Raw genomic sequence first — 24,545 nt, 5'->3', positions numbered from 1 at the left:
CTCACTCCCGCGTCAGCGCAAAACTCTTTCGCAGGCCGCCCGTGGCCGAAGGCGCGACCCACAGGTCGAACTCACCGGGCTCCACGGTCGGCTTCATGTCGCGGCCGATGAACTGCAGGTCGTCGGCACCGAGCGTGAACTCGACCACCTTCGATGCGCCGGACTCGATGCGCACCTTGCGGAAGTTCTTGAGCTCGCGCACCGGCCGCGTCACGCTCGCGGCGCGTTCTGCGACATAGAGCTGCACCACTTCCTCGGCCTCGCGCTGGCCGGTGTTGGTGAGGGTGGCACGCACGCGCAGCGTGCCGCCGAGCGGCAGCCGGTCCTGGCTCATCTCCACGCTGTCGTAGCGCACCGGTGCATAGCCGATGCCGTGGCCGAAGGGGTAGAGCGCCTGATTGGTGGTGTCCACGTAGCGTGTCTTGAATGCCATGGCCTGGTCGTTGTCGGGCAGCGGCCGCCCGGTGCGTTTCTGGCCGTAGTAGAAGGGCACCTGGCCGGAGGCCTGTGGAAAGCTCACCGGCAGCCGGCCCGAAGGATTGAAGTCGCCGAACACCACGTCGGCAATGGCGGTGCCGGTCTGCACGCCGAGAAACCAGGTCACGAGGATGGCGTCGGCGTTGCGCACCGCGCCCCTGAGCGCCATGGCGCGGCCGTTGCTCAGCAGCACGACCACGGGCTTGCCGGTGGCCGCCACGGCTTCAGCCAAATCCTGCTGGGCCTGGGGAATACCGATGTCGGTGCGCGAACGGGCCTCGCCGGACATGAGCTGGCCCTCGCCGATGGCGAGCACCACCACGTCGGCGTCGCGCGCGGCCGCCACCGCGGCCTCGATGCCGCCGGCCAACGGCGCATCGATGCCCGAGCCGCGTACCACCGCCAGCGCCGCGGGGTCGCGCAGCGCGGCGCGCAAGCCGTCTTCGATGCCGACGGGAGCCGACTGGCCCGGGAAAAGGCTCCAGGCGCCGAGCAGGTCCTGCGTTCCCGAGGCGAAAGGCCCGATCAGCGCGATCTTCTTGCCGGACCTGGGCAGCGGCAGCACCGCGCGCTCATTCTTCAGCATCACGATGGCGCGGCGGGCATCCTCGCGCGCGAGGGCGATGTGCTCGGGGTTCTCGGCGCGTGCCCGGGCCGGTGCGGCATCGAGCCCTCGAAGAGGCTGATCGAACAGGCCGAGCTTCTGCTTGACCCACAGCACGCGGCGCACCGCATCGTCCAGGCGCGCCATGGGCACTTCGCCCGAGGCCACGAGTTCGGGCAGGTAGCGCATGTACAGGCCGCTCTGCATGCTGACATCGGTGCCAGCCAGGAACGACTGCCTGGCCGCCTCCCGCCCGTTGGCCGCGTAGCCGTGCGCAATCAGTTCCTCGTCGGCGGTGTAGTCGGAGACCACGAAGCCCTTGAACTTCCATTCCTCGCGCAGCACGCCCGTCAGCAGCGCCGGGTTGGCAATCGACGGAATGCCTGAAATCTCGTTGAAGGCGCTCATGATCGACAGCGCGCCCGCGTCCAGCGCGGCGCGGAACGGCGGCAGGTACACCTGGCGCAGCGTGCGCTCGGAGATGTCGGTGGCCGCGTAGTCGAGTCCGCCCTCCGCGGCGCCATAGGCCGCAAAGTGCTTGGGCGTGGCCAGCAGGGCATCGCCGCGCGAGAGGTCGCTGCCCTGGAAGCCGCGCACGCGCGCCGCCGCGAACAGGTTGGCCAGGTACACGTCTTCGCCCGCACCTTCGATGCCGCGGCCCCAGCGCGCATCGCGTGCAATGTCCACCATCGGCGCGAAGGTCCAGCGAAAGCCGTCGGCGCTGGCTTCCACCGCCGCCGCGCGCGCGGTGCGCTCGGCAAGCGCGGGCTCCCAGCTAGCGGCTTCCGCCAGCGGCATGGGGAAGATGGTGCGAAAGCCGTGGATCACGTCGGCGCCGTAGAGCAGCGGAATGCCCAGGCGCGATTCGCGCACGGCCACCTCTTGCAGCACGCGCTTGCGTTCCAGTCCCTGGTTGTTGAACAGGCCGGTGAGCCGCCCGGCGCGCACATCGTCGATCTCTTGTTGTGCGTTGCGCTGGCCGGCTTGGGGGTTGCCGGGAATGTTGGTGTCGGCGGGGCCGTAGAGGCTGAGCTGGCCCACTTTCTCCTCGACTGTCATGCGGGCGATGAGCGAATCGATACGGGCGTCCGCGCCCTGGGTCTCCCTGGTGGTGGGAGGGGCTGCATCGGAAGCGGGGGAGAGAAAACAGGCCAGGCCCAGCAGGACCGCCATGGCGGGGATTCGAACGTGCATGGCCCGCCATTCTCACGCCAAAGCGGGGCAGACTTGTCCGGTCGGGCTTTGGCGCTGTTACATCCGGTTCGCAGAGGCTCGCCCTGCGTCGGATCCGGGCGCTTCAGTCGGCGCCCAGCTGCAAGCGGCTGGGCAGGCGTTTTTCGATCGCAAACTTGAGCAGCGCCGCCGAGCGGAAGATGCCATGCGCGAACTTGCCGTAGGGCAGCGTGAGAAAAAGCGCCATCACCACGCCCAGGTGCACCGCCAGCAGCAGCGCCATGAAGCCGGTGTCGCGCCAGGCGAGCAGGGCCAGGCCCGTGACGCTGGTGAGCAGCAGCAGCGCGATGAAGCCGCGGTCCATCGGTCGCTGCGCCACGTCGCCCTGCGCCGCATGGCGCCGCAGGTTCATCCAAAGCAGGCCGACCGGCCCGACCACCAGCCCGATGCCGCCCGCGGTGCCCAGCAGCACCGGCAGGCTCGTGAGCGCATAGGGCGCATGCAGGCCGAGCAGATAGTGGTAGAGCGTCGCCACGCAGGTGGAGGCGAAGCACAGCATGAAGCCGTAGAAGGTGAAGTGGTGAAAGCGCCGGCGCCAGAGCGTGAAGCGGTCGTCTTCGTTGTTGCAGCCCTCGCCATGGCCGCCGCCCAGGTAGGTGAGGCGCAGCGCATCGTGAGCGGCCTCGGCGCTCGCAGCGGCGCGCACGCCGGCCACTTGGGTGGGCGGGTTCTCCTGCGCCGGCGACACCTCGCGCCAGAAGCGCCGCACGCCCATTGCCAATGCGAACAGCACGAAGGCGAACACCGCGCCGAACACCAGCGCGAGAAAGTTGTGCGGAAAGATCGCGTAGAAATTGCCCGCGAGCGGTTCGTGCAGCAGCGTGCCTGTCATCGCCACGGCCAGCACCAGGAACAGTGCGAGCCCACCGGCCAGGGCCAGCGCGACGGTGAGGCCGGCCTTCCTGTAGAGCGCACCCATCGCAGGGGGCCAGGCGTAGTCGTGGTAGGTCTGCATGCGCACCTGCGCCATCGCCTGCGGCACGTTGACCGCAAATTCGTGCGGCGGCGCGTACTGGCAGGCATGCAGGCAGGAGCCACAGCTGTGGCACAGGTTGGCGAGATAGTGCGTGTCGGCCTTGCCGAACTCCAGCCGCCGCGTCATCGCGGGGAACACCGCGCAGAAGCCTTCGCAATAGCGGCAGGCGTTGCAGATCTGCAGGATGCGCGCAACTTCGTCTTCGCTGGCGGTCAGTGGCAGCGCGGGGCGGATGGGGATCACGCGCACCGGGGCGCTGCCGATGCCGTCGGCATCCGCACGGGCGCGTGCGACGAGATCAGTGAGCTGCTGCAAGGGCGGTCTCCGGGGATTTCTTCGAAAGGTTCTTGGCGGCCCGCGCGGCCTGCGTGCCTGCGATGTGGCCGAAGGCCGTGCCGATGCTCATGCCGACACCGGCCGTGTAGCCCTTGCCCAGCACGTTGCCGGCCATCATTTCGCCGGCCACGAACAGGTTGGGACTCGGCCGGCCGCCAAAGCGCACCGCCGCGGTCTGGTCCACCTTCAGGCCCAGGTAGGTGAAGGTGATGCCGGGCCGCACGGGGTAGGCGTAGAAGGGCGCGGTGTCGAGCGGGCGGGCCCAGTGCGTCTTGGCGGGCGCGAGGCCTTCGGTATGGCAGTCGTCGAGCGCGGCGTGGTCGAAACTGCCGACGCGGCAGGCGGCGTTGTAGTCCTGCACGGTGCGCACGAAGGTGGCTTCGTCGAGGCCGATCTTCTGCGCCAGTTCGCCGAGCGTGTTCGCCTCTGTACCGGCGAAGACCGGCGGCATGAAGCGGCCGACCGCCTTCTGGTCGATCACCGACCAGGCGATCTGCCCCGGCTGCTGCGCCACCAGACGGCCCCAGATCGCATAGCGCTTGGGCCAGAAGTCTTCGCCCTCGTCGTAGAAGCGTTTTGCCTCGCGGTTGACCACCACGCCGAGCGACACGCAATCGATGCGGGTGCAGATGCCGCCGTCGTAGAGCGGCGCGCGCGCATCGATCGCCACCATGTGGCCCTGCGACGGATCGCCGATGCTGTCGGCGCCGGCGCCGATCATGTACTTCAGCAGCACGCCCTGGTTGAAACGCGTGCCGCGGACGAGGAAGTTGTCGGCCGGCCACTCGCCGCGCTCGTTCCGGCCCCAGGCTTCGCGCAGCCATTCGCGGTTCGATTCGAAGCCGCCTGCGGCCAGCACGCAGCTCTTCGCCTCGATGCGCTCGCCGGCCTCGGTGCGCACGGCCACGAAGCGCTCGCCGTCGAGCTCCACCGAGGCCACGGGCGTGTCGTAGCGGATCTGCACGCCCAGCCGTTCCGCGCTGCGGAAATAGGCGTTCACCAGCGCCTTGCCGCCACCCATGAAGAAGGCATTGGTGCGCGCGACGTGCAGCGCACCCGAGAGCGGCGGCTGAAAGTGCACGCCATGGCTGCGCATCCAGTCGCGGCAGTCGGAAGAGGCGCGGATCACCAGCCGCGCCAGGTGCTCGTCGGTCAGGCCGCCGGTCACCTTCAGCAGGTCTTGCCAGTATTCCTCTTCAGGGTAGGCCTCGACCAGCACGTCCTGCGGCGCGTCGTGCATGCAGCGCAGGTTGCGGGTGTGCTGCGAATTGCCGCCGCGCCACTCCTTCGGCGAGGCTTCGAGCAGCAGCACCGAGGCACCGGCCTCGCGCGCCATCAGCGCGGCGCACAGCGCGGCATTGCCGCCACCGACAACCAATACATCGATCACTCGTGGGTCTCCTTGGAATGCAGGAGACTTTAGGGAGCGCGGCCTTCACGCGAAAGGCCGATCGAGGCAACGGGTGTTCAGTGATCGAGAAGACTTGCGCCGGTCCAGCGGCCCTCGCGCACCAGGGCGCGGGCCGTGTCGGCAAGCACCACGCGCGCCGCCAGCGCGGCCGGCGAAAGTTCGTCGTCGGACAGGCTCACCAGAAGGTTGTGGCGGCCCACGTGCGCACCGCTGATCTGAGTGAGCTGAAGGTCGTCGCTGTCATGGCGCGCGGTGGCCGCACCGGGCTGGATGGTGGCGCCGTAGCCCGCGCGCACCGCGTCCATCAGCAACGCCAGGCCATCCACCTCGGCGACGATGCGCGGCTGGATGCGCGCCCGCGCGAAAGCGGCCATCAGCGTGGCGCGCAAGCCGTGGCTTCCGCTGGGCAGGATGAGCGGCAGCTCGGCCAGTTGCGACAGCCGCACCTTGGCGCCGGACGGGCGCTGCGCAAGATGGGGCGATGCGATCACGAACAGCTTTTCCGCCAGCAGCGGCAGCACGCTCCAGCGCCGCGGCGTGTCGGTCTGGAACAGCACCGCCAGGTCGAGCTGGCGCGCCTGCAGCATGGTGGTGAGGTGGCCTGACAGTGCCTCGACCATGTGCAGCCGCACCTCGGGGTAGCGCTCCTGCATGGCGCGCATCAGCGGCACGCCGAGCACCGTGGCCGTGGTGGGCGCGAGGCCCACGCTCACATGGCCCGAGAGGCGCGCCTGCTGCGCCGCGCGCACCGCATCGTCGGCATGCCGCAGCGTGAGCTGCGCCTGCTGCAAGAAGGCGAGGCCGGCGTCGGTGGGCGTCACGCCGGTCGAGCTGCGCTGCAGCAGCCGGGTGGAGAGTTCGCCCTCGAGCCGGCTGATCTGCTGGCTCAGTGCCGAAGTGACCACGCCCAGTTCGATGGCCGCGCGGCCCATGCTGCGAAGCTCGCAGACCTTGACGAAGTAGCGCAGTTGCCGAAGTTCCATGCCCGCATCATCGCGCAGGCACGGCCACCGGTTGCCGCCGGCGCAACACCAGCCAGCCGAACAGCGGGGCGGTGATGTACATCACCACCGAGTAGATGGCCGCCGGCAGCGCGAGCTGAAAGCTCCCCAGGACGCTCACGGCGATGAAGATGGCCAGCGTGGAGTTGTGAATGCCGATCTCGTAGCTGATGGCCGTGGCCAGCGGCTTGTCGAGGCCCGCGGCGCGGCTCAGGTAGTAGCCCGCGAGCAGGCTCACGAGGTTGAACAGCAGCACCGGCAACCCGATCTCGGCGAAGGTCGCGGTGATGTTCTTCCACTCGTTCGCGATGGCCAGCACCGTGACCACCGCGAGCACCACGGCGCTGAAGATCTTGGTCGGCTTTTCCATGCGCGCCGCGAAGCCGGGCCGGCGCGAGGCCACGATCATCCCGATGGCCACCGGCACCAGCACGATGGCGATCACCTCCACCAGCTTGCGCGTCTGCAGCGGCACCACCTGGCCGCTCTGCGCAAAGTGGCCGATGGCCCAGTTGGCAATGAGCGGCAGCGTGACGATCGACAGCAGCGTGTTGACGGCCGTGAGCGAGATGTTCATGGCCACGTTGCCGCCGAACAAGTGCGAGAACAGGTTGGCCGAGATGCCGCCCGGCGAAGCCGCGAGCAGCATCAGCCCGATGGCGAACACCGGCGACAGCCCGAAGCCGACGATGATCGCGTAGCAGGCCAGCGGCAGCCCGACGACCTGCAGCGCGAGCGCGATGGTCACCGCCTTGGGGTGCCTGAAGAGACGCCGGAAGTCGTCCAGCGAAAGCGAAAGCCCGAGCCCGAACATCACCAGCGCGAGCGCGCCGAACAGGAAGCGGGTCACGATGAGCGTAGCGTCCATGCCTTGTTGTCTCCTCTTTCTGGTTCTTCTAAAAAAATGGCTGCCGGCACCTGTCGCGCAGGCGCTGGCAGCCGTGTAAACCGGGATCGGCGCTTATTGCTTGTAGCTGTCGTCGATGCGGTCGAGCTTGCGGATCAGCGATGGCCAGACGAACTGTCCGCCCAGGCCGCCGGTCTGCACCTTCATGGCCTGGCCCACGCCTTCGACGATCTTCGGGTTCACGTGCGTGAGTTCGCCACCGCCCGATTGGGCCGCAATCTGGATCTGGCAGGTGTTCTCGAAGGTGTACATCGAAAGGAAGGCGTCCGCAATGGTCTTGCCGCAGGTGAGCAGGCCGTGGTTGCGCAGCATGAGGAAATTGGCGCTGCCCATGTCGGCCTGCAGGCGCGGCTTTTCGTCGTCGCGGAAGGCCACGCCTTCATAGTCGTGGTAGGCGAGCGAAGCCAGCACGAAGGTCGATTGCTGGCTGATGGGCAGCACGCCGTTCTTCTGCGCGCTCACGGCAATGCCGGCCTTGGTGTGGGTGTGCAGCACGCACTGGATGTCTTCGCGCGCGGCGTGCACCGCGCTGTGGATCACGAAGCCCGCCGGGTTCACCGGGTAGGGCGACTCGATGATCTTGTTGCACTGCTGGTCGACCTTGACCAGGCTCGACGCAGTGATCTCGTCGAACATGAGCCCATAGGGGTTGATGAGGAAGTGGTGCTCGGGCCCGGGGATGCGCGCGCTGATGTGGGTGAACACCAGGTCGCTCCAGCCGTAGAGCGCCACCAGGCGATAGCAGGCGGCAAGGTCGACGCGCAGCTGCCATTCTTCGGCGGACACGAGCTTCTGGATTTCGGGTTGGGAGGCTGCGTTCATGGGGGGTGTTTCCTTCTCGGGTTCCTGGTCGGTTTCAGGCGGCCGCGGGTTCTTTCATCGCGGCCTTGTAGATGCTCTGCTTGGGCTCGGCCATCAGGCGTTGCAGCATGGGTTCGAACTCGCTGATGGGCAGCGTCTCGGCCTTGGGGTCGAAGGCCGGGTTGTCGTACAGCGCGCAGAACTCGGCCGTGCGCTCGTAGTGCGGATGGCTCTTGAAGTTGTCGCGCATGTCGCGGTCCAAGCCAATGTGATGAAAGAAATAGTGGCCCTGGAAGATGCCGTGGTGCTGCACCATCCAGTGGTTGGCTTCGCTCACGAAGGGCTTGAGAATCGCCGCGGCAATGTCGGGGTGGTTGAAGCTGCCGAGCGTGTCGCCGATGTCGTGCAAGAGCGCGCACACCACGTACTCCTCGTCGCGGCCGTCGCGCAGTGCGCGCGTCGCGGTCTGCAGCGAATGGGTGTAGCGGTCGACCGGAAAGCCGCCGTAGTCGCCTTCGAGGATCTGCAGGTGCTTGATCACGCGTGCGGGCAGGCCGCCCGCAAACTGCCTGAACTCGCCGCCGATCAGTTGCCAGTCCTCGCGCGTGCTCTCCTGCATGCTCTTGAAACTTGCCCGTTCGCTCATCGTGTCGTCTCCATGTTCTCGGGGAATGCCGGCCACTGTAGACCTGTGCTTGACGTTCAACTGTCTTGAATTTGACAATGCAAGGCTCTGGTAAACCCCGCCCCGAGGCGTCTTCGAGGCAATTTCTCCCGCATGGCCGCTCCCAAGCTGCGTCTTTCCGCTCTGCACCGCGCCGCAATGGAGCGCAACCCGTGGTTCACCAGCATGCCGCGCGCACAGCGCGAGGCGCTGGTGGGCGCGGCCGAACTGATTCACGTGCGGCGAGGAGCCATGGTGTTTCGCCAGGGCGATCCGGTGCATGCGGCGGGCGGTGGCTTCTATGGGCTGGCGGCAGGCACCATCAAGATCTCGTCGCTGCGCCAGGATGGGCGCGAGGCCATCCTCGCGGTGCTCGAGCCCGGCAACTGGTTCGGCGAAATCACGCTGATCGACGGCTCGCCGCGCACGCACGACGCCACTGCGCTGGAATCGCTCGACCTGCTCGTGGTGCCGCCGGAGGCCTTTGCCCACCAGATGCGCGACGTGGTCTTTGCGAACGCGATTGCCGCGATGCTGGCCGCGCGCGTGCGCATGCTCTACGGCCTGACCGAAGATGCCACGCTGCGCAGCCTGCGTGCGCGCGTGGCGCACCGGCTCCTGGTGCTGGCGCGAGGCGATGCCACGCAGTCGGTGCACTTGCGCCGTACGCTGATGCTGCCGCAGGAGGCGCTGGCCATGATGCTCGGCGTCTCGCGGCAGACGCTCTCCAAAGAACTCAACGCACTCGCGCGCGACGAGGTGATTTCGCTGGGCTACGGGCGCATCGACCTGTTGTCGGTCGATGCGCTGCAGGCGCTGGTCAGGAGCGGATGACTCAGCGCAGCACGCGGCCGTCGGCCGAGATGCTGATCAGGTCGATGTTTCTCGACGGATCGCGCAGGCCCGGGCGCAGGTTGACGCGGAAGCCGCCCACGTCGTAGTCCGTCATGGCGGTCATCACGCGCTGCAGGCTGGCCGTCGTGAAGCCGCGCCCCGCGCGGCGAACCGCTTCGCCCACCACCTTGGCCGCAATGAAGCCCTCCAGGCCTTCGTACGATGGCGTCTGGTCGGAGTTGTCGACCGCGGCGCGATACTCCTTGACGATGGGAATGGCCGAAGGCCGCGGCGACGGCACCACCTGCGAGATCACGATGCCGCCGATGTCCTTGCCCAGCTCGGCGTAGAGCGGGTCGATGCCCACGATCGAGAACGCCATGAAGCTGCCGGTGTAGCCGCTCTTGCGCAGCTTGCGGATCGCATTGGCGGTGGTGCCCGAGAGCGATACCAGCACGATGGCCTGCGGCGTCTGCTGCTGCACTGTCTTCAGCGCCGCGTCGAGCTTGTCGCCGCCCGCAGGAACCATGGCCGTGGCAACCAGCGCGGGGAGCTTGAGTTCGGTGATGGCCTGCTGCACGGCGGCCAGGCCGGCGCGGCCCATGGCGTCGTCGTCGCCCACCAGCGCGATGCGCGTCTGCCCCACGGTGGCGCACTGGCGCACGATCTTCAGGGCTTCGTCGATCATGCCGGGGCGGACGTGGAACACGTTCGGATGGCTCGCCTCGCGCAGCGAATCGGCTGCGGCAAAAGGCGCGAACAGCAGGTTGCCCTGCTGCGCGGCGACGCTCGCCCCGGCGTCGCTGCTGGCGGTGCCCACGAAGCCGAACAGCATGTCGGCCTTGTCCGGGCCCAGCAGCGTGCGGGCGTTGGCGGCGGCCCGGCCGGCGTCATAGCCGTCGTCCAGCTGCAGCAGCTTGAGCTGGAGGCCGCCGGCGGCATTGCGCTCGTTGAAGTCGCTCACGGCCAGCCGGCTGCCGGCTGCGAAGGCCAGCCCGATCTCGCCGGCCGCACCGGTCAAGGGCACCGACTGCCCCAGCAGGACGACCCGCGAGCCCGCTGCTGCTGCCTTGGTGGATTGCGAGAGCACGGGAAGAGGAAGGCTGCCGCCCAGCAGCATCGCCCCGCACGCCTGCACCAGTTTTCTTCGAGAGCCGTCCATGCGCCACCTTTCGTACAAATTAGTAAAAAAGTGTAGCAAGTTCGATGCCTGTGCGGAATGCTCCCGCACCCTAGGCACCTCTTCAGTCGGCGTCGGGTGGCAGCAACAGCGGTCCGCAGTTCTCGTCGGTAACGAACACGGCCACCAGCTTGGCTGGGCGCACCGGATCGGGGTTTTCCGCAAAGAGGTGGAGCGTGCGCGGCGGCTCGAAGAAGGTTTCGCCGCTCTTGTAGGTGCCCACCGGCCCGCCGCCAAGCTGAGAGCGGATCGTGCCCTCGAGAATGATCGCGGTCACCGAGCCCGGGTGCCGATGGGCCGGCGAATACGCGAGTGGCGGAAAGTCGACCAGAACCGTGGTGACCGACTTGCCCGGCACGTTCGGCAGCGCTTCGCACGAGAGAACCTTGACCGAAGTGGCGGGCCTGGCGTCGGCGCCCGAGCCCGCGGGCGCCGGGGCGGACGAGAACATCGGTCGCGCGACGCTGCTGCACACCTCGGCGAACCACTCCACCGCCTCCTGCCGGTTGCCGTTCGGCATCAGCGCCCAGCCGGCGGCCAGCACCAGCGAGAGCGCGGCGATGCCAGCCCCCAGCGGCCCGCGATGAAGCCGGGCCGCCTTCACGATTCAACTCCTTGCCGCGGACGCAGCCGCAGCGATGCATGCCAGCCGAGATCGCGTTTCGCCTTTTCGCTGCTGACCTCGGGGTTGTCCTCGGCGATGTTGAAGACGCCGCCTTGCGCCTGCCGCAGCGCCAGCACCGCCGCCCAGGCCGCGGCCTCCACGTGGACCGGGCATGCGCCCTTGGGCCCGGCGTTCGAGGTGCCCGGACCGTAGAACAGGCCATAGCGCAGCACCGTGCCCGTGATGCCCGGCGTGCCGAGCACGCTGCGCTCGAGTGCAGCCACGCCGTCCACGCTGACGCGGCGGCTGCCTTCGGCCTCGAGATCGAGCGGATGCTCTTCGAGGTGGGGCAGGGGCCCCGGTGCGTAGACCCAGGCAATGCTCTGGGCCACCAGCCGGCGGCTGCCGGCCGCCAGCGCCGCGGCCACGAGGTTGCGCGTGCCTTCGCTGCGCACGCGTGCGTTGCGATGGGCGGCATCGGCCATCAGCTTGGGATCGAGGTCGGGCGGCAGGTCGGTGAGCTGGTGGATCACCGCCATTGGCGCCATGCGCTTCAGTGCCACGCGCAGAGCTTCAGCGTCGAACACGTCGACGATGACCGGACGTGCGCCGCGCGCCTCCAGCGCATACGCGCGTTCGGGGCGGCGGGTGCTGCCGTACACGGTGTAGCCGGCCTCGATCAACAGCGGGACCAGCGCACTGCCGATGGCGCCGGCCGCACCCGCCACGAATATCTTCTCGCTCATCGCATGTCCTTTGTCCTGCTGGCTGTTCGACCGGTCGAGCTTAGGTTTTCGATGCCACACTCGAAAGAGCCAAGATTCGCAAAAATGAATGGGCCATGATTCAAGAGAAGACCTTTTCCACCGCCCACCTGGCAATCGACCGCGCGGCGCCTGCGCCGCTGTACCGGCAGGTCTACGAGCGCTTCAGGGCGGCCATCGAACTGGGCGTGCTTCGCCCGGGCGATCGCGTGGCATCTGCACGCAGCCTGGCGAGCGAACTGGGCGTGGCGCGGGGCACCATCGAGACGGCCTACAGCCAGCTTGCGGGTGAAGGTTATTTCTCGCCGCAGGGCCAGGCGGGCACGGTGGTTTCCCCATCGCTCCCCGCCCGCCGGCCGGTGCGCCGCGGGCCTCGAAGAACCGGGGCGGAAGCCTCCGGCCAGGCGCTTGCCGAGCCTGCTCCGCCGCCGCCTTTGCAGCTGGGCATTCCGGCGCTCGATGCGTTTCCGCGCAAGCTCTGGGCGCGCCTGGCTGCGCGCCGCGCGAGGGCGACGACCGCGGCCGACATGTTCTATGGCGACCCTTCGGGCCACCCGGTGCTGCGCACCGCCATTGCCGCCTATCTGCGGGTGTCGCGCGGCGTCTCGTGCCATCCGTCGCAGGTCTTCGTGACCGGCGGCTACCGCGCGTCTCTCGCGCTCATCTCGCACACGCTGCTCGCGAAGGACGACCGTGTGTGGGTGGAAGACCCGGGCTACACGCCCACGCACGAGGTGCTGCGCGGTGCCGGCCAGCGCCCGGTGTCCGTGCCGGTGGACCAGGAAGGCATGGACGTTGCGCATGGCATGCGCAAGGCAGCAAAAGCGAAGATGGCCGTGGTCACGCCTTCGCACCAGGCACCGCTGGGTGTGTCGATGTCGCTCGCGCGCCGGCTGCAACTGCTCGACTGGGCCTCCGAGGCCAAGGCCTGGATCGTCGAGGACGACTATGACGGCGAGTACCGCTACGCCGGCCCGCCGTTGCCCGCGCTCAAGAGCCTGGACGGCCATGATCGCGTGCTGTATGCGGGCAGCTTCTCGAAGGTGCTCTACCCGGGGCTGGCGCTGGGCTACGTGGTCGCGCCCGACTCGCTGCTGAGCGCCTTCGGCGTGGCCGCACAGACGTGGTCCAACGGATGCCCGCAGCTCACGCAGGCGGTGGTGGCCGACTTCATGCGCGAAGGCCACTTCTCCCGTCACCTCAAGAAGATGCGGCTGCTCTATGCGCGCCGCCGCAGCGTGTTTGCGGCCGCCTTGCAGAAGGCCTTTGGCGAGGACGTGCGCATCGATCTGCAGAGCGGCGGCATGCACCTGATCGCACGCTTCGACCGGTGGTGCGAAAACGACGAGGAACTGGCCCACCGCGCGCAGCTTGCCGGCCTGAACTGCCAGCCGCTGTCGCGGCGAGGCACGGCGGCTTTTCGCGACGAGGGGCTGCTGATGGGCTTCACCAACATCGGCTCCGCCGCGCATGCGCAGCAGCTCGCGACAAGGCTGCGGGCCGCCTTGGGCCGAAAGCCCTGAAGTCTCTGCCTGAAAAAAAGCGGGTGCCGCTCAGGCGCGCTGAAACACCAGGTCCCAGACGCCGTGGCCCAGCTTGAGGCCGCGGTTCTCGAACTTGGTCAGCGGCCGGTAGGCCGGCTTGGGCGCGTAGCCTTCGGCCGAGTTGCGCAGCAGCGGTTCAGCCGACAGCACCTCGAGCATCTGCTCGGCGTAGGGTTGCCAGTCGGTGGCGCAATGGATGTAGCCGCCCGGGCGCAGGTGCTCGGCGAGTTTTTTCACGAACCCGGGCTGGATCAGCCGCCGTTTGTTGTGGCGCTTCTTGTGCCACGGATCGGGAAAGAACACGTGCACGCCGGCCAGCGAATCGGGCTGCAGCATGTGGTCGAGCACGTCGACCGCATCGTGCGCGCAGATGCGGATGTTGGTGATCGACTGCTCGCCGATGCGCTTGAGCAGCGCGCCTACGCCGGGCTCGTGCACTTCGCAGCAGAGAAAGTTGGTCTCGGGCATCACCGTGGCGATGTGCGCGGTGGCCTCGCCCATGCCGAAACCGATTTCGAGCACGGTCGGCGCGGCCCGGCCGCCAAAAGCGGCGGTGAGGTCCAGCGGTTCGGGCTTGTAGGGAATGAGGAACAGCGGGCCGAGCTCGGCAAAGGCGCGCGCCTGGCCGTCGGTGGTGCGGCCGGCACGCTTCACGAAGCTCTTGAGGCGGCGGTGCAGCGGGTGGGGTTTGTTGTCGTCGTCGCCCGCGTCGTCGTCGCCGGGTGGAAGGTCGTGGGGCACGGTGTCGGAAGAGGTCATTACGGCCGCGAATTGTAGAGATCGCGCCATTCGGGCACCCAGCCGGCCAATGCCGCGGCGCATGAGCCGCCTTGCGCGGCGCCCAGGCCGAGCACGCGTGCCGCGGCGTCGAGCGAGGCCAGCGCGGCCTCGGGCGCCCCGGTATCGATGGAGGTGGCGCCGTTCTGCTTGGAGAGCTTGTCGCCGTCGGCGCCGCGGACCAGCGGCGTGTGCAGGTAGCTGGGCGTGGGCAGGCCGAGTGCGCGCTGCAGCAGGATCTGGCGTGCGGTGTTGTCGGCCAGGTCTTCGCCGCGCACGACGTCGGTCACGTCCTGTTCCGCGTCGTCGACCACCACCGCGAGCTGGTAGGCCCAGGGGCCATCGGCACGGCGCAGCACGAAGTCGCCGACCTCGCGGCTGACGTGCTGGCACTGGCGGCCGAGGCGGCGGTCGGTCCAGCAGAGTTCACCGTCCGGCAGCGCCGGCTGGGCGGATTCGAACTTCTCGGTGGCAAAGCGCCAGGCACGCGCGGGCTTGCCGTGCAGGCCGTTGCGGCAGGTGCCGGGATAGACGCGCTCCCCATGGCGCGTGTGCGGCCGGCCAAGGCGCGCCAGCGCCTCGTCGATGTCCTTGCGCGAGCAGCCGCAGGGGTAGGCGAGGCCGAGAGCCTGCAGCCTGGCAAGCGCCGCTTCATAGCGGGCGGTGCGCTCTGTCTGCCACACCGGCGTTTCGTCGGGCAGCAGGCTGCAGTCGGCCAACTGCCGGAGCACGTGTTCGCCCATGCCGGGCAGGCAGCGTTCGGTGTCGGCGTCTTCGATGCGGATCAGCCAGCGCGCCTGCGGGCCGCGGGCGCGCACGTCGAGCCAGCTCGCAAGCGCGGCCACCAGCGAGCCGGCATGCAGCGGGCCGGTGGGCGAGGGCGCGAAACGGCCGGTCTCACGCATCCTTGAATCAGATCACTGCCAGCGCCAGTGAAAGGCCCGAGAGGAACGCGTCTTCCACGCGGTGCCCGGTGCACCAGTCGCCGGCCACGCCGATGCGGGCCTTGGCGTCCCAGAGGTGGCTTTTGCCGACGGGAACCTGGGTCTGGGCTTCGGTCCAGCAGCGCGCCTCGGCATGCGTGGGCGCGGCATGGATACCGGTGATCTCGGCGAAGGCACGCAGCAGCTTGGCCTGGACGCGTGCGGCATCGTCGCGCAGGTGTTCCTGCGACCACGCGGCGCTGGCCTGCAGCGTCCAGCGCTCGATGCGTTCGCGGCCGGGCTTGGACGACTCGCGCGCGAGCCACGCCACGCGGTGGTGGGTGCTGCGCGCGGCATTCCATTGCGGGCCCAGGTGCGACATGGTGGGCTGGTTGGCCTGGGGGAAGGCGATCATCAGCGTCCAGCACGGCGCGATGCGCACCGGCTCGATCTTCTGGCTGACGGAGGCGGAGAGCTTGCCGTCGCCCAGCAGCACGCGCGTGCGCGAAGGCGGCACGGCCAGCAGTACGCCGTCGAAGCCCGAGTACACGTGCTGCGAATCGTCCTGGCCCGCGGTGCGCAGCTGCCAGCGCTTGGCATCGAGCGCATCGGGTTCGATCTGCGTCACCTGCGTGTTGGGCACCAGGCTGCCGCCGAGCGGTGCGGCCCAGTGGCTCACCAGTGCATCCATGCCGGGCTGGGCCACCCAGTGCGATTCGCGGCCGGGCAGGGCTGCCTCGGCCACGCGGCCATGCGCATCGAGCACACGTACGAGGTTGGCGCTCCATGGGCGGCAGAGATTGGGCGTGGCTTCCAGTGCCAGCGCAAAACGAGGGTCGCGCACGGTGAAATACTGCGCCCCGCTGTCGAAGCGGCCAAAGGCAGTTTCGACGCTTGCCATGCGCCCGCCGGGCGCGGCTTCGCGCTCGAACACCGTGACCTTGTGGCCGGCCTGCACCAGGGTTCGGGCGCAGGCCACGCCGGCAATGCCCGCGCCGACGACGGCGTAGTGGCGTGGGGCGGTGGGTGTTCGGTGGCGGTCGGTCGCCTTTGCAGTTGCGCGAGTGGTCATGAGGGACTCTTTTCTTGTGTAGGGGAGACGATGGATGTATTCGGACTCTACAACGGTCTGCGAAGGGCGCTTTCGGGCGGCTGGTGCTCAGCGCCCCCGGTGCCGCTCCAGCAGCGCCCGCCGCGTGGCCTCGTGGTCGAATTGCGCGAGCCACCATTCGAGCGCGCGGCCCGGCCCGCCCGCGCTGCGCACGCGCCATGCGCAGTGCATGGTCGCGAGCGGGGGGCGGCGTTCGGTCTTGCGTTCGACCAGGTGGCCGGCCTCGATATACGGCCGTGCCATCGGCTCGGGCAGAAAACCGCCGCCCAGGCCGTGCAGCTGCGCACTCAGCTTGGCATGCATGCTCGGCACCGTGAGCACGTCCTGCCCGCCGACGAGGTTGACCGTCATGCTCGGCCCGCTGCGCACCGAGTCTGCGGCCGCAACCGCGCGGTGTTGGCGCAGCACTTCATCGGTCAATGGCTCGGGCAGCCGCGCCAGCGGATGATGCGGCGCCACCGCATAGACGAAGCACAGCTCGCCGATCGGCCGGCTGCGGATGCCCGTGGCCGTGAAGGCGAGGCTCGCCGCATCCAGCACCGCGCCGATGGCCAGGTCGGCTTCGCCGCTGGTCAAAGCCTCGATGGTGCCGAGCAGGGTTTCATCGCGCAGCTTGAGCCGCGTGGGCGGATCGAGCGCGAAGAAGGCGGTGGCCAGGTCGAGCAGGGGATCGCGCGCGATCACGCTGTCGACCGCGATGGTGAGCATCGGCTCCCAGCCGGTGGCCACGCGCTTCACGCGGTTGGCCACCGCGTCAATCTCGCCCAGCAGCCGGGCCGCCTCGCGCAGCAGTTCGGCACCCGCCTCGGTGATGCGGGCCTGGCGCGCGCTGCGGTCGAACAGCAGAACGTCGAGCGCGTCCTCGATCTGGCGCACGCGGTAGCTGAGCGCGCTGGGCACCAGGTTGAGGGCGCGGGCCGCGCCCGCAAAGCTGCCCGTGCTGGCCACGGTCTGCAGCATGGCGAGCGCGTCGGGGGTCAGTACGTCTCTGGCGCTGGGCATCGTGGCTCCATGATGGGTCGATCGATTGATCAAAAAATTTGAATGATGCCATCAAACCCCGGCGCTTTCAAAGCAGGGGTGCGGGCCTAAAGTTCTTCACATCCGCTGCGCATCCGGCGCGGCATACGAAGAAGGCCCGAGCATCCCCCTCGGGGAATGGGCCGAAGGAGTTCGACGATGTTGCAAGTCCGTAAATCACAGGAACGCGGTTATGCCGACCATGGCTGGCTGCGCTCGTTCCACAGCTTTTCTTTCGCCGGTTACTACGACCCGGCCCACATGGGTTTCGGCAATCTGCGGGTAATCAACGAAGACCGCGTGGCCGCGGGCGCCGGCTTCGGCACCCATGGCCACAAGGACATGGAAATCATCAGCTACGTGCTGTCGGGCGAACTGGCGCACAAGGACAGCATGGGCAACGTGGAAGCGATTCCGCCGGGCGACGTGCAGCGCATGAGCGCGGGCCGCGGCGTGATGCACAGCGAGTTCAACCACAAGGCCGACGAGACCACGCACTTCCTGCAGATCTGGATCGAGCCGAACGTGCGCGGCATTGCGCCCGGCTACGAGCAGAAGAAGTTCGGCACCGACGAGAAGCGCGGCAAGCTGCGCCTGGTGGCCTCGCCCGACGGCGCCGACGGTTCGGTGACGGTGCATGCCGATGCGCGCCTGTTCGCGGGCCTTATCGACGGCGACGAAAAGGCCAGCCTGGCGCTCGACCCGAAGCGCAAGAGCTACGTGCACCTGGTGCGCGGCGAGCTCGAAGTCAATGGCCAGAAGCTCGCGGGCGGCGATGCCGCAATGCTCGAAGGCGAATCGCAACTCACGCTGGGCGCCGGCAAGGACGCCGAAGTGCTGGTGTTCGATCTGGCCGCCTGATTCCCGCGCCGGGCGCGCGCCGCCCGGCATCTGTCTTGCTTTCCCGTTCTTTTCTTTCAATCAATCGACAACCAAGGAGTTACTTCATCATGGCAACCACCACATTCAACGCAGCCGCAGCCACCACCCCCAATGTGGCACAGGACACTCTGTCCCTCGTCGGCCGCGTCCTGCTGGCACTCTTGTTCGTGCCGGCAGGCTTCAGCAAGCTCATGGGCTTTGCCGGGACGGTCGGGTATATCTCGTCCGTTGGCGCACCGCTGCCGCAGGTTGCGGCGGTCATTGCCATCATCGTGGAACTCGGCCTTGGCCTGATGCTGCTCGTCGGCTTCAAGACGCGCTTCGCGGCCGTGGTGCTGGCAATCTTCACCGTGGTGGCGTCGGTGCTGTTCCACAACTACTGGAGCATGCCCGCCGACAAGGCCTTCGTGAACCAGCTGATGTTCTTCAAGAACATTGCCGTTACCGGTGGCCTGCTCGCTTTCGTGGCCTTTGGTGCCGGCCGCTTCAGCATCGACAAGAAGTAAGCTGATCCCCAAGGCTTCGCATCAATGACCATCGCGTCCACCCAGGAGAATCACCCAATGGCAAACATCGTCGTCGTCTTCCATTCCGGTTACGGCCACACCCAGCGCGTGGCGCAAGCCGTGGCCGATAGCGCGGACGCGCAGCTGCTCGCTATCGATGCCGATGGCAACCTGCCCGAAGGCGGCTGGGAGACGCTGGCCGCGGCCGACGCGATCATCTTCGGCTCGCCGACCTACATGGGCGGCGTGAGCTGGCAGTTCAAGAAATTTGCCGATGCCTCGTCCAAGGTCTGGTACACGCAGGGCTGGAAGGACAAGCTCTTCGCGGGCTTCACCAACAGCGCCACGATGAACGGCGACAAGGTGGCGACCATCGCCTACCTGTGGACGCTTGCGATGCAGCACAGCGGCCTCTGGGTCAGCATGGGCATCCTGCCGACCAACAACAAGGCGGCCTCGCGCGATTCGATGAACTACGTGGGCGGCTACGGCGGCCTGCTGACGCAATCGCCTTCGGACGCGAGCCCCGCCGAGATGTTCAAGGGCGACCTCGACACCGCACGCGCTTTCGGCGAGCGCATTGCGGCGGTGGCAAGATCGCGCGGATAGAACCCAGCCATTCACGGAGCGCACGATGACCGACACCACCGCACAGACCCAACTGCTTCAACCGCACGACAAGGACCTGGGCGGTGGCTTCAAGGTACGGCGCCTGCTGCCGGCCGCGAACCGCCGTTCGGTCGGGCCCTTCGTCTTCTTCGACCACTTCGGCCCGGCCACAGAGCAGCCCGGCGCCCAGCACGACGTGCGGCCGCATCCGCACATCGGCCTTTCCACCGTCACCTACCTTTTCGAAGGCGCGATGATGCATCGCGACAGCCTTGGCAGCGTGCAGGAGATCCTGCCCGGCGCCATCAACTGGATGACGGCGGGCCGCGGCATCGTGCACTCCGAGCGCAAGCCCGAACGCCTCAAGGCCGACACCTACGTCAATCACGGCCTGCAGCTCTGGGCTGCCTTGCCGCAGGCGCACGAAGAAACCGATCCCAGCTTCGAGCACACGCCGGCCAGTGACATTCCCGAACTGGTGGAGCAGGGCGTGGCGGTGCGGGTGCTGGTGGGCGAGGCTTTCGGAAAGCGCTCGCCGGTCAAGACGCTGTCGCAGACGATCTATCTCGACATCGCGCTGCCCGCGGGTGGGCGTTTCGAATTGCCCGCGCTGGCGCCCGAGCTCGCGGTCTATGCCGTCGATGCCGATGCGAGCGTCAACGGCGAGCCGATTCCCGTGCACACAATGGCGGTGCTGCCGGACGGCCAGGGCGCGGTGCTCAGCTCGACCACCGCGGTACGCCTGATGGTGATCGGCGGCGAGCCGCTCGATGGCCCGCGCTACATCACCTGGAATTTTGTTTCGAGCCGACGCGATCGCATCCTCGAAGCCGGCTCCGACTGGGCCGCACAGCGCATGGGCCATGTGCCGGGAGAGACCGAATTCATTCCGCTGCCGGGCAAGCCATTTGGGATGCGCGAGCCTGACGTGGGCACCACGCCGGTCTGATCTCCAGAGCGCGTGGCGGGCAACCCGCCGGCTATTTCTTCAGGCCGCTACTGAGGTCGATGTCTTCCGAGGCGCGTGCGCTGGCATCGGCCGCGCGTGCGCTCAGGTCGGGCGCCAGCGCGCGCCGGCCGTCGAACACGAAGCAGTCGCCGTGGTAGTGCGCACCGCCGACCTCTTCGAAATATTTCAGGATGCCGCCTTCGAGCTGCAGCACGTTCTCGACGCCTTCTTCGCGCATCAGGATGGCCGCCTTCTCGCAGCGGATGCCGCCGGTGCAGAAGCTCACGACCGTCTTGCCTTCAAAGTCGGCGCGATGCGCCTTCAGCGCGGGCGGGAATTCGGTGAATTTATTGATGCGCCAGTCGATCGCACCGTCGAAGGTGCCTTCGTCGACCTCGAAGGCATTGCGCGTGTCGAGCAGCGCGATTTCGCGGCCTTCGTCGTCGTGCCCCTGGTCGAGCCAGCGCTTGAGGGTGGGGGCGTCCACGCCCGGCGCTCGCCCAGCGGACGGCTGGATAGCCGGGTGGTCCATGCGGATGATCTCGCGCTTGAGCTTCACCAGCATGCGACGGAAAGGCTGCGCGGCGGACCAGCTTTCCTTGGTTTCAAGGTCGGCGAAGCGCGCATCGGCGCGCAGGCTCGCTACAAAGCTGCGGATGGCGTCGGGCAGGCCCGCCAGGAACAGGTTGATCCCCTCCGGGGCGAGCAGGATGGTTCCCATGAGGCCCAGGGCCTGGGCGCGCTCGCGCAGGTCTTCACGCAGCACGGGGCTGTCGTCGATGGCTACGAATTTGTAAGCCGCAATATTCAAAATCTCTTGCACGGGGCGCAATTGTAGGGATCGTCAACCCACATCGTGGAGTGCGGCTTTCTACAATGAGAGGATGTTTGTTCACCTGCGCCTGCACACCGAGTTTTCCGTCGTCGACGGCACCAACCGAATCGACGAAGTGGTCAAGGCGGCCGCTGCCGACAAGCAGCCCGCGCTCGCCATCACCGACCTGAACAACCTGTTCGGCGCGGTCAAGTTCTACAAAGAGGGGCGGGGCAAGGGCGTCAAGCCAGTCATCGGTGCCGAGATTTTCATCGAGGGACTGGGCAAGGAGCCCGGCGTGCTCACGCGCATCGTGCTGCTGGTGCAGAACACCGAGGGCTATCTTCACCTGTCGGAGCTGCTGGCCCGTGCCTGGACGCAGAACGTGGGCCGGGGCCAGTCGCAGGCGGCCTGCAAGCTCGAATGGCTCGAGGAACTGCAGGGCGGGCTCATCGCGCTTTCGGGCGCGCAGGCCGGCCCGCTGGGCGCGCCGCTGTTGCAGGGGCAGGAGGAGCGCGCCGCCGAACTGGCGCTGCAGCTGGCAGGCATGTTCCCGCACCGCTTCTACATCGAGCTGCAGCGCGCGGGCCGCCCCGAGGACGAGCCGCATGTGATTGCCGCCGTGAAGCTCGCGGCCCGGCTGCGCCTGCCGGTGGTCGCCACGCATCCGGTGCAGTTTGCCGAGCGCCAGGACTATGAGGCGCACGAGGCGCGCGTCTGCATCTCGGAAGGCGAAATCCTCGGCAACCCGCGCCGCGTGCGCAAGTTCACCGAAGAGCAGTATTTCAAGTCGAGCGCCGAGATGGAAGCGCTCTTTGCCGACGTGCCGAGCGCGCTGGCCAACACGGTCGAGATCGCCAAGCGCTGCAACCTGACGCTGGTGCTCGGCAAGCCGCAGCTGCCCGACTTCCCGACGCCTTTCGTCAGCGAAGGCGTTCGCATGCCGATCGACGAGTTTTTCCGCCAGGAGTCGTTTGAAGGCCTGGAAGCGCGTCTTGCGCATCTTTACCCCGACGTCGCCAAGCGTGATGCCGAGCGCCCACGCTACGTGGAGCGCCTCGAGTTCGAGATCAACACGATCCTGAACATGGGCTTCCCCGGCTACTTCCTGATCGTGGGCGACTTCATCAAGTGGGCCAAGAACAACGGCTGCCCGGTGGGCCCGGGCCGCGGTTCGGGCGCGGGCTCGCTGGTGGCCTATGCGCTGAAGATCACCGACCTCGATCCGCTCGAATACAAGCTGCTGTTCGAACGTTTCCTGAATCCCGAGCGCGTCTCGATGCCCGACTTCGACATCGACTTTTGCCAGGGCAACCGCGACCGCGTGATCGACTACGTGAAGGACAAGTACGGCCGCGACGCGGTGAGCCAGATTGCCACCTTCGGAACGATGGCCGCGCGCGCCGCCATCCGCGACGTGGGGCGCGTGCTGGACATGAGCTACATGTTCTGCGACGGCATCAGCAAGCTCATTCCGAACAAGCCGGGCCAGCCCGTCACGATCCAGTATCCGCCGGACCCGAAGGTGGAGGGCGACAAGAACAACTACGCCATCGAGATGGAGCCGCAGCTTGCGGCGCGCATCGAGAAGGAAGAAGAAGTGCGCATGCTGGTCGAGCTGGCGCAAAAGCTCGAAGGCATGACCCGCAACATCGGCATGCACGCGGGCGGGGTGCTGATCGCGCCCGGCAAGCTCACCGATTTTTGCCCGCTCTACCAGCAACCCGGCAGCGACTCGGCCGTGAGCCAGTACGACAAGGACGACGTGGAGGCCATCGGCCTCGTGAAGTTCGACTTTCTGGGCCTCGCCACGCTCACCATCCTCGAGATCGCGAAAGAGTTCATCGTCAAGCGCCATAAGGGCCAGGAGAACTTCGCGTACGAGAACATCAAGCTGGACGACCGCGAAACCTACAAGCTGTTTTCCGAGGGCAAGACGGAAGCGGTGTTCCAGTTTGAAAGCCGCGGCATGCAGGGCATGCTGAAGGACGCGCGGCCCACGCGCCTGGAAGACCTGATTGCGCTCAACGCGCTGTACCGTCCGGGCCCGATGGACCTGATTCCGAGCTTCGTGGCGCGCAAGCACGGCCGCGAAGAGGTGGAGTATCCGCACCCGGCCGTGGCCGAAATGCTGTCCGAGACCTACGGGATCATGGTCTACCAGGAGCAGGTGATGCAGACCGCGCAGATCCTGGGCGGCTACTCGCTTGGCGGCGCCGACCTGCTGCGCCGCGCAATGGGCAAGAAGAAGCTCGAGGAGATGGCCGAGCACCGCGAGAAATTCCGCGCGGGCGCACTGTCGACGCACGGCATTCCGCAAGACAAGGCCGACGAGATCTTCGACTTGATGGAGAAGTTCGCGGGCTATGGCTTCAACAAGTCGCATGCCGCCGCGTATTCGCTGCTGGCGTACCACACGGGTTGGCTCAAAGTCCATTACACGGCCGAGTTCTTCTGCGCCAACATGACCGTGGAAATGGACGACACCGACAAGCTCAAGGTGTTGTTCGAGGATGCGCAGAAAAACTTCGGCATCACCTTCGAGCCGCCGGACGTGAACCGCGGCAACTACCGCTTCGAGCCCGTCACCGACAAGGTGATCCGCTACGGCCTGGGCGCCGTCAAGGGCACGGGCCAGCTGGCGGTCGAGGCCATCGTGCGGGCGCGCGAAGAAGGCGGCCCGTTCAAGAGTCTGTTCGATTTTTGCGTGCGCATCGATCGCCAGCGCATCAACAAGCGAACGGTCGAAGCGCTCATCAAGGCCGGCGCCTTCGACGCGATCCAGCAGAACCGCGCGTCGCTGATCGCTTCGGTCGACCGCGCCTTCGAGTTCGCGTCGGCCACCGAGGCCAATGCCGCGCAGGTCGACATCTTCGGCGACAGCGAGCACGGCTCGGCCACGCAGGAGCCCGAACTGGTGGATGCGACGCCCTGGGGCGTGAAGGAGCGGCTCACCTACGAGAAAACGGCCGTGGGCTTCTATCTCTCGGGCCACTTGTTCGACGAGGTCTCGCACGAGGTGCGGCGCTTCTGCAAGCGCGAGATCGGCGACCTGATGGACACCCGCGAGCAGCAGGTGATTGCGGGCATCGTGAGCGACTTCCGCGTGATCAACGGCCAGCGCGGGCGCCTCGCGATCTTCAAGCTCGACGACAAGTCGGACTCGATCGACGCGACCGCTGACGAGGCGCTGATCAACGCGAACCGCAACACCTTGAAGGACGACGAACTGGTGATCGTGAGCGGCCGGCTGCAGCCGGGGCGCGGCGGTTTCGAGGCACGCTTTCAGGTGCAGCAGGTGTGGGACCTGGCCACCGCGCGCTGCCGCTTCGGCAAGTTCCTGCGCGTGGCCGTGAACGGCAAGGCGCCCGACATCGCCCGCCTGGTGAAAGACTTTCCGCCGCGCACCGAGCAGAGCGAGCATGGCGACCTGGTGCAGGGGCTACCGGTGCGTCTCTCGATGGCGCGTGGTGGTGCGCAGGTCGAACTGCAACTTGGCGAGCGCGCCAAGTTCTTCCCGACCGACGCAGCGCTCGCGAGCTGGACGGCGCAGGCGGAAGCTGGAAAAGCTTCGGTGGTTTACGAGTAAGAGGCAAGCAAGGCGCGCGGTTGCGTAGC

Annotated in this window: 22 protein-coding genes; 7 read left to right on the top strand and 15 right to left on the bottom strand. The window is 67.5% G+C overall.

All coding sequences use genetic code 11. The features are described from left to right. Nucleotide 1 precedes the first annotated feature (1 nt). The 7 genes from ACJ7Z0_RS05800 to ACJ7Z0_RS05770 all read right to left on the bottom strand — a co-directional run bounded on the left by ACJ7Z0_RS05800 (nt 2) and on the right by ACJ7Z0_RS05770 (nt 8,392). Nucleotides 2-2,275, bottom strand: a complete 2,274-nt coding sequence (locus tag ACJ7Z0_RS05800) for a glycoside hydrolase family 3 N-terminal domain-containing protein (RefSeq protein ID WP_434789060.1) — start codon at nt 2,273-2,275, stop codon at nt 2-4. 103 nt (nt 2,276-2,378) lie between these two features. After that, complete coding sequence (gene tcuB / locus ACJ7Z0_RS05795) at nt 2,379-3,605, bottom strand: tricarballylate utilization 4Fe-4S protein TcuB (RefSeq protein ID WP_434789059.1); 1,227 nt, start codon at nt 3,603-3,605, stop codon at nt 2,379-2,381. Further along, entirely contained in the window at nt 3,589-5,016 is a 1,428-nt protein-coding gene (gene tcuA / locus ACJ7Z0_RS05790) for an FAD-dependent tricarballylate dehydrogenase TcuA (protein WP_434789058.1), read from the bottom strand. The genes tcuB and tcuA overlap by 17 nt, the downstream gene beginning before the upstream one ends. 77 nt (nt 5,017-5,093) lie before the next feature. Then, complete coding sequence (locus ACJ7Z0_RS05785) at nt 5,094-6,020, bottom strand: LysR family transcriptional regulator (protein ID WP_434789057.1); 927 nt, start codon at nt 6,018-6,020, stop codon at nt 5,094-5,096. Nucleotides 6,021-6,027: 7 nt separating this feature from the next. Beyond that, on the bottom strand, nt 6,028-6,906 hold the full coding sequence (locus ACJ7Z0_RS05780; RefSeq protein ID WP_434789056.1) for a bile acid:sodium symporter family protein: 879 nt from the start codon (nt 6,904-6,906) through the stop codon (nt 6,028-6,030). A gap of 93 nt (nt 6,907-6,999) precedes the next feature. Next, entirely contained in the window at nt 7,000-7,767 is a 768-nt protein-coding gene (locus ACJ7Z0_RS05775; RefSeq protein ID WP_434789055.1) for a class II aldolase/adducin family protein, read from the bottom strand. 34 nt (nt 7,768-7,801) lie between these two features. Continuing rightward, nucleotides 7,802-8,392 (bottom strand): HD domain-containing protein, encoded by a 591-nt coding sequence (locus ACJ7Z0_RS05770; RefSeq protein WP_431130747.1) that lies wholly within the window; start codon nt 8,390-8,392, stop codon nt 7,802-7,804. A gap of 132 nt (nt 8,393-8,524) precedes the next feature. On the opposite strand from ACJ7Z0_RS05770, the gene ACJ7Z0_RS05765 reads away from it, so the two are divergent. Further along, complete coding sequence (locus tag ACJ7Z0_RS05765; RefSeq protein ID WP_434789054.1) at nt 8,525-9,244, top strand: Crp/Fnr family transcriptional regulator; 720 nt, start codon at nt 8,525-8,527, stop codon at nt 9,242-9,244. Between the two features lies 1 nt (nt 9,245). Here ACJ7Z0_RS05765 and ACJ7Z0_RS05760 read toward each other — a convergent pair whose 3' ends face one another. From ACJ7Z0_RS05760 to ACJ7Z0_RS05750, 3 genes are all read right to left on the bottom strand, one after another. After that, entirely contained in the window at nt 9,246-10,406 is a 1,161-nt protein-coding gene (locus ACJ7Z0_RS05760) for an ABC transporter substrate-binding protein (protein ID WP_431130751.1), read from the bottom strand. Between the two features lie 82 nt (nt 10,407-10,488). Continuing rightward, the gene (locus tag ACJ7Z0_RS05755) at nt 10,489-11,028 is read right to left on the bottom strand and encodes a cupin domain-containing protein (RefSeq protein ID WP_434789053.1); all 540 of its coding nucleotides are present in this window, start codon (nt 11,026-11,028) and stop codon (nt 10,489-10,491) included. After that, entirely contained in the window at nt 11,025-11,774 is a 750-nt protein-coding gene (locus ACJ7Z0_RS05750) for an NAD-dependent epimerase/dehydratase family protein (protein ID WP_434789052.1), read from the bottom strand. The genes ACJ7Z0_RS05755 and ACJ7Z0_RS05750 overlap by 4 nt, the downstream gene beginning before the upstream one ends. Before the next feature lie 95 nt (nt 11,775-11,869). Here ACJ7Z0_RS05750 and pdxR point away from each other — a divergent pair, with 95 nt between their 5' ends. After that, a complete protein-coding gene (gene pdxR, locus ACJ7Z0_RS05745) occupies nt 11,870-13,315 on the top strand; it encodes a MocR-like pyridoxine biosynthesis transcription factor PdxR (RefSeq protein WP_434789051.1) in 1,446 nt (481 codons plus the stop codon). Nucleotides 13,316-13,345: 30 nt separating this feature from the next. Here the strand turns inward: pdxR and trmB are convergent, their stop codons facing one another. The 4 genes from trmB to ACJ7Z0_RS05725 all read right to left on the bottom strand — a co-directional run bounded on the left by trmB (nt 13,346) and on the right by ACJ7Z0_RS05725 (nt 17,149). Next, nucleotides 13,346-14,095: a tRNA (guanosine(46)-N7)-methyltransferase TrmB gene (gene trmB, locus ACJ7Z0_RS05740; protein WP_434789050.1), complete on the bottom strand. Its 750-nt coding sequence runs from the start codon at nt 14,093-14,095 to the stop codon at nt 13,346-13,348. Beyond that, the gene (gene gluQRS, locus ACJ7Z0_RS05735) at nt 14,095-15,018 is read right to left on the bottom strand and encodes a tRNA glutamyl-Q(34) synthetase GluQRS (protein ID WP_434789049.1); all 924 of its coding nucleotides are present in this window, start codon (nt 15,016-15,018) and stop codon (nt 14,095-14,097) included. Before gluQRS ends, trmB begins: the two co-directional genes overlap by 1 nt. 7 nt (nt 15,019-15,025) lie before the next feature. Further along, nucleotides 15,026-16,108, bottom strand: coding sequence for an NAD(P)/FAD-dependent oxidoreductase (locus ACJ7Z0_RS05730; protein ID WP_434789048.1), 1,083 nt, complete (start codon nt 16,106-16,108; stop codon nt 15,026-15,028). A gap of 87 nt (nt 16,109-16,195) precedes the next feature. Further along, the gene (locus ACJ7Z0_RS05725) at nt 16,196-17,149 is read right to left on the bottom strand and encodes a LysR family transcriptional regulator (protein ID WP_434789047.1); all 954 of its coding nucleotides are present in this window, start codon (nt 17,147-17,149) and stop codon (nt 16,196-16,198) included. A gap of 177 nt (nt 17,150-17,326) precedes the next feature. Between ACJ7Z0_RS05725 and ACJ7Z0_RS05720 the strand changes: the two genes are divergently transcribed. The 4 genes from ACJ7Z0_RS05720 to ACJ7Z0_RS05705 all read left to right on the top strand — a co-directional run bounded on the left by ACJ7Z0_RS05720 (nt 17,327) and on the right by ACJ7Z0_RS05705 (nt 20,113). Continuing rightward, nucleotides 17,327-18,028: a pirin family protein gene (locus tag ACJ7Z0_RS05720; protein ID WP_434789046.1), complete on the top strand. Its 702-nt coding sequence runs from the start codon at nt 17,327-17,329 to the stop codon at nt 18,026-18,028. Between the two features lie 89 nt (nt 18,029-18,117). Further along, nucleotides 18,118-18,555 carry a DoxX family protein gene (locus ACJ7Z0_RS05715; RefSeq protein ID WP_434789045.1) on the top strand — a complete coding sequence of 146 codons (438 nt, stop codon included), beginning with the start codon at nt 18,118-18,120 and terminating at the stop codon, nt 18,553-18,555. A 57-nt stretch (nt 18,556-18,612) separates the two neighbouring features. Further along, entirely contained in the window at nt 18,613-19,164 is a 552-nt protein-coding gene (locus ACJ7Z0_RS05710) for a flavodoxin family protein (RefSeq protein ID WP_434789044.1), read from the top strand. A gap of 25 nt (nt 19,165-19,189) precedes the next feature. Then, on the top strand, nt 19,190-20,113 hold the full coding sequence (locus tag ACJ7Z0_RS05705) for a pirin family protein (protein ID WP_434789043.1): 924 nt from the start codon (nt 19,190-19,192) through the stop codon (nt 20,111-20,113). Between the two features lie 31 nt (nt 20,114-20,144). Here the strand turns inward: ACJ7Z0_RS05705 and ACJ7Z0_RS05700 are convergent, their stop codons facing one another. Then, a complete protein-coding gene (locus tag ACJ7Z0_RS05700; protein ID WP_434789042.1) occupies nt 20,145-20,936 on the bottom strand; it encodes a sulfurtransferase in 792 nt (263 codons plus the stop codon). Nucleotides 20,937-20,997: 61 nt separating this feature from the next. On the opposite strand from ACJ7Z0_RS05700, the gene dnaE reads away from it, so the two are divergent. Next, the gene (dnaE, locus tag ACJ7Z0_RS05695) at nt 20,998-24,516 is read left to right on the top strand and encodes a DNA polymerase III subunit alpha (protein ID WP_434789041.1); all 3,519 of its coding nucleotides are present in this window, start codon (nt 20,998-21,000) and stop codon (nt 24,514-24,516) included. The last annotated feature ends 29 nt before the right edge of the window (nt 24,517-24,545 follow it).

This window comes from Variovorax palleresanus (assembly GCF_051144945.1).
Classification (GTDB): Bacteria; Pseudomonadota; Gammaproteobacteria; order Burkholderiales; family Burkholderiaceae_C; genus Variovorax; species Variovorax paradoxus_S.
This window is presented reverse-complemented; position numbering and strand designations above follow the sequence as displayed.

Excerpts from the sequence above, each read along its gene's own strand:
- dnaE (WP_434789041.1), top strand. The coding sequence starts at position 20,998 with ATGTTTGTTCACCTGCGCCTGCACACCGAGTTTTCCGTCGTCGACGGC.
- gluQRS (WP_434789049.1), bottom strand. The coding sequence starts at position 15,018 with ATGCGTGAGACCGGCCGTTTCGCGCCCTCGCCCACCGGCCCGCTGCAT.
- ACJ7Z0_RS05780 (WP_434789056.1), bottom strand. The coding sequence starts at position 6,906 with ATGGACGCTACGCTCATCGTGACCCGCTTCCTGTTCGGCGCGCTCGCG.
- ACJ7Z0_RS05720 (WP_434789046.1), top strand. The coding sequence starts at position 17,327 with ATGTTGCAAGTCCGTAAATCACAGGAACGCGGTTATGCCGACCATGGC.
- ACJ7Z0_RS05750 (WP_434789052.1), bottom strand. The coding sequence starts at position 11,774 with ATGAGCGAGAAGATATTCGTGGCGGGTGCGGCCGGCGCCATCGGCAGT.
- ACJ7Z0_RS05710 (WP_434789044.1), top strand. The coding sequence starts at position 18,613 with ATGGCAAACATCGTCGTCGTCTTCCATTCCGGTTACGGCCACACCCAG.
- trmB (WP_434789050.1), bottom strand. The coding sequence starts at position 14,095 with ATGACCTCTTCCGACACCGTGCCCCACGACCTTCCACCCGGCGACGAC.
- ACJ7Z0_RS05785 (WP_434789057.1), bottom strand. The coding sequence starts at position 6,020 with ATGGAACTTCGGCAACTGCGCTACTTCGTCAAGGTCTGCGAGCTTCGC.
- pdxR (WP_434789051.1), top strand. The coding sequence starts at position 11,870 with ATGATTCAAGAGAAGACCTTTTCCACCGCCCACCTGGCAATCGACCGC.
- ACJ7Z0_RS05770 (WP_431130747.1), bottom strand. The coding sequence starts at position 8,392 with ATGAGCGAACGGGCAAGTTTCAAGAGCATGCAGGAGAGCACGCGCGAG.
- ACJ7Z0_RS05715 (WP_434789045.1), top strand. The coding sequence starts at position 18,118 with ATGGCAACCACCACATTCAACGCAGCCGCAGCCACCACCCCCAATGTG.
- ACJ7Z0_RS05725 (WP_434789047.1), bottom strand. The coding sequence starts at position 17,149 with ATGCCCAGCGCCAGAGACGTACTGACCCCCGACGCGCTCGCCATGCTG.
- ACJ7Z0_RS05705 (WP_434789043.1), top strand. The coding sequence starts at position 19,190 with ATGACCGACACCACCGCACAGACCCAACTGCTTCAACCGCACGACAAG.
- ACJ7Z0_RS05800 (WP_434789060.1), bottom strand. The coding sequence starts at position 2,275 with ATGCACGTTCGAATCCCCGCCATGGCGGTCCTGCTGGGCCTGGCCTGT.
- ACJ7Z0_RS05730 (WP_434789048.1), bottom strand. The coding sequence starts at position 16,108 with ATGACCACTCGCGCAACTGCAAAGGCGACCGACCGCCACCGAACACCC.
- ACJ7Z0_RS05760 (WP_431130751.1), bottom strand. The coding sequence starts at position 10,406 with ATGGACGGCTCTCGAAGAAAACTGGTGCAGGCGTGCGGGGCGATGCTG.
- ACJ7Z0_RS05765 (WP_434789054.1), top strand. The coding sequence starts at position 8,525 with ATGGCCGCTCCCAAGCTGCGTCTTTCCGCTCTGCACCGCGCCGCAATG.
- ACJ7Z0_RS05775 (WP_434789055.1), bottom strand. The coding sequence starts at position 7,767 with ATGAACGCAGCCTCCCAACCCGAAATCCAGAAGCTCGTGTCCGCCGAA.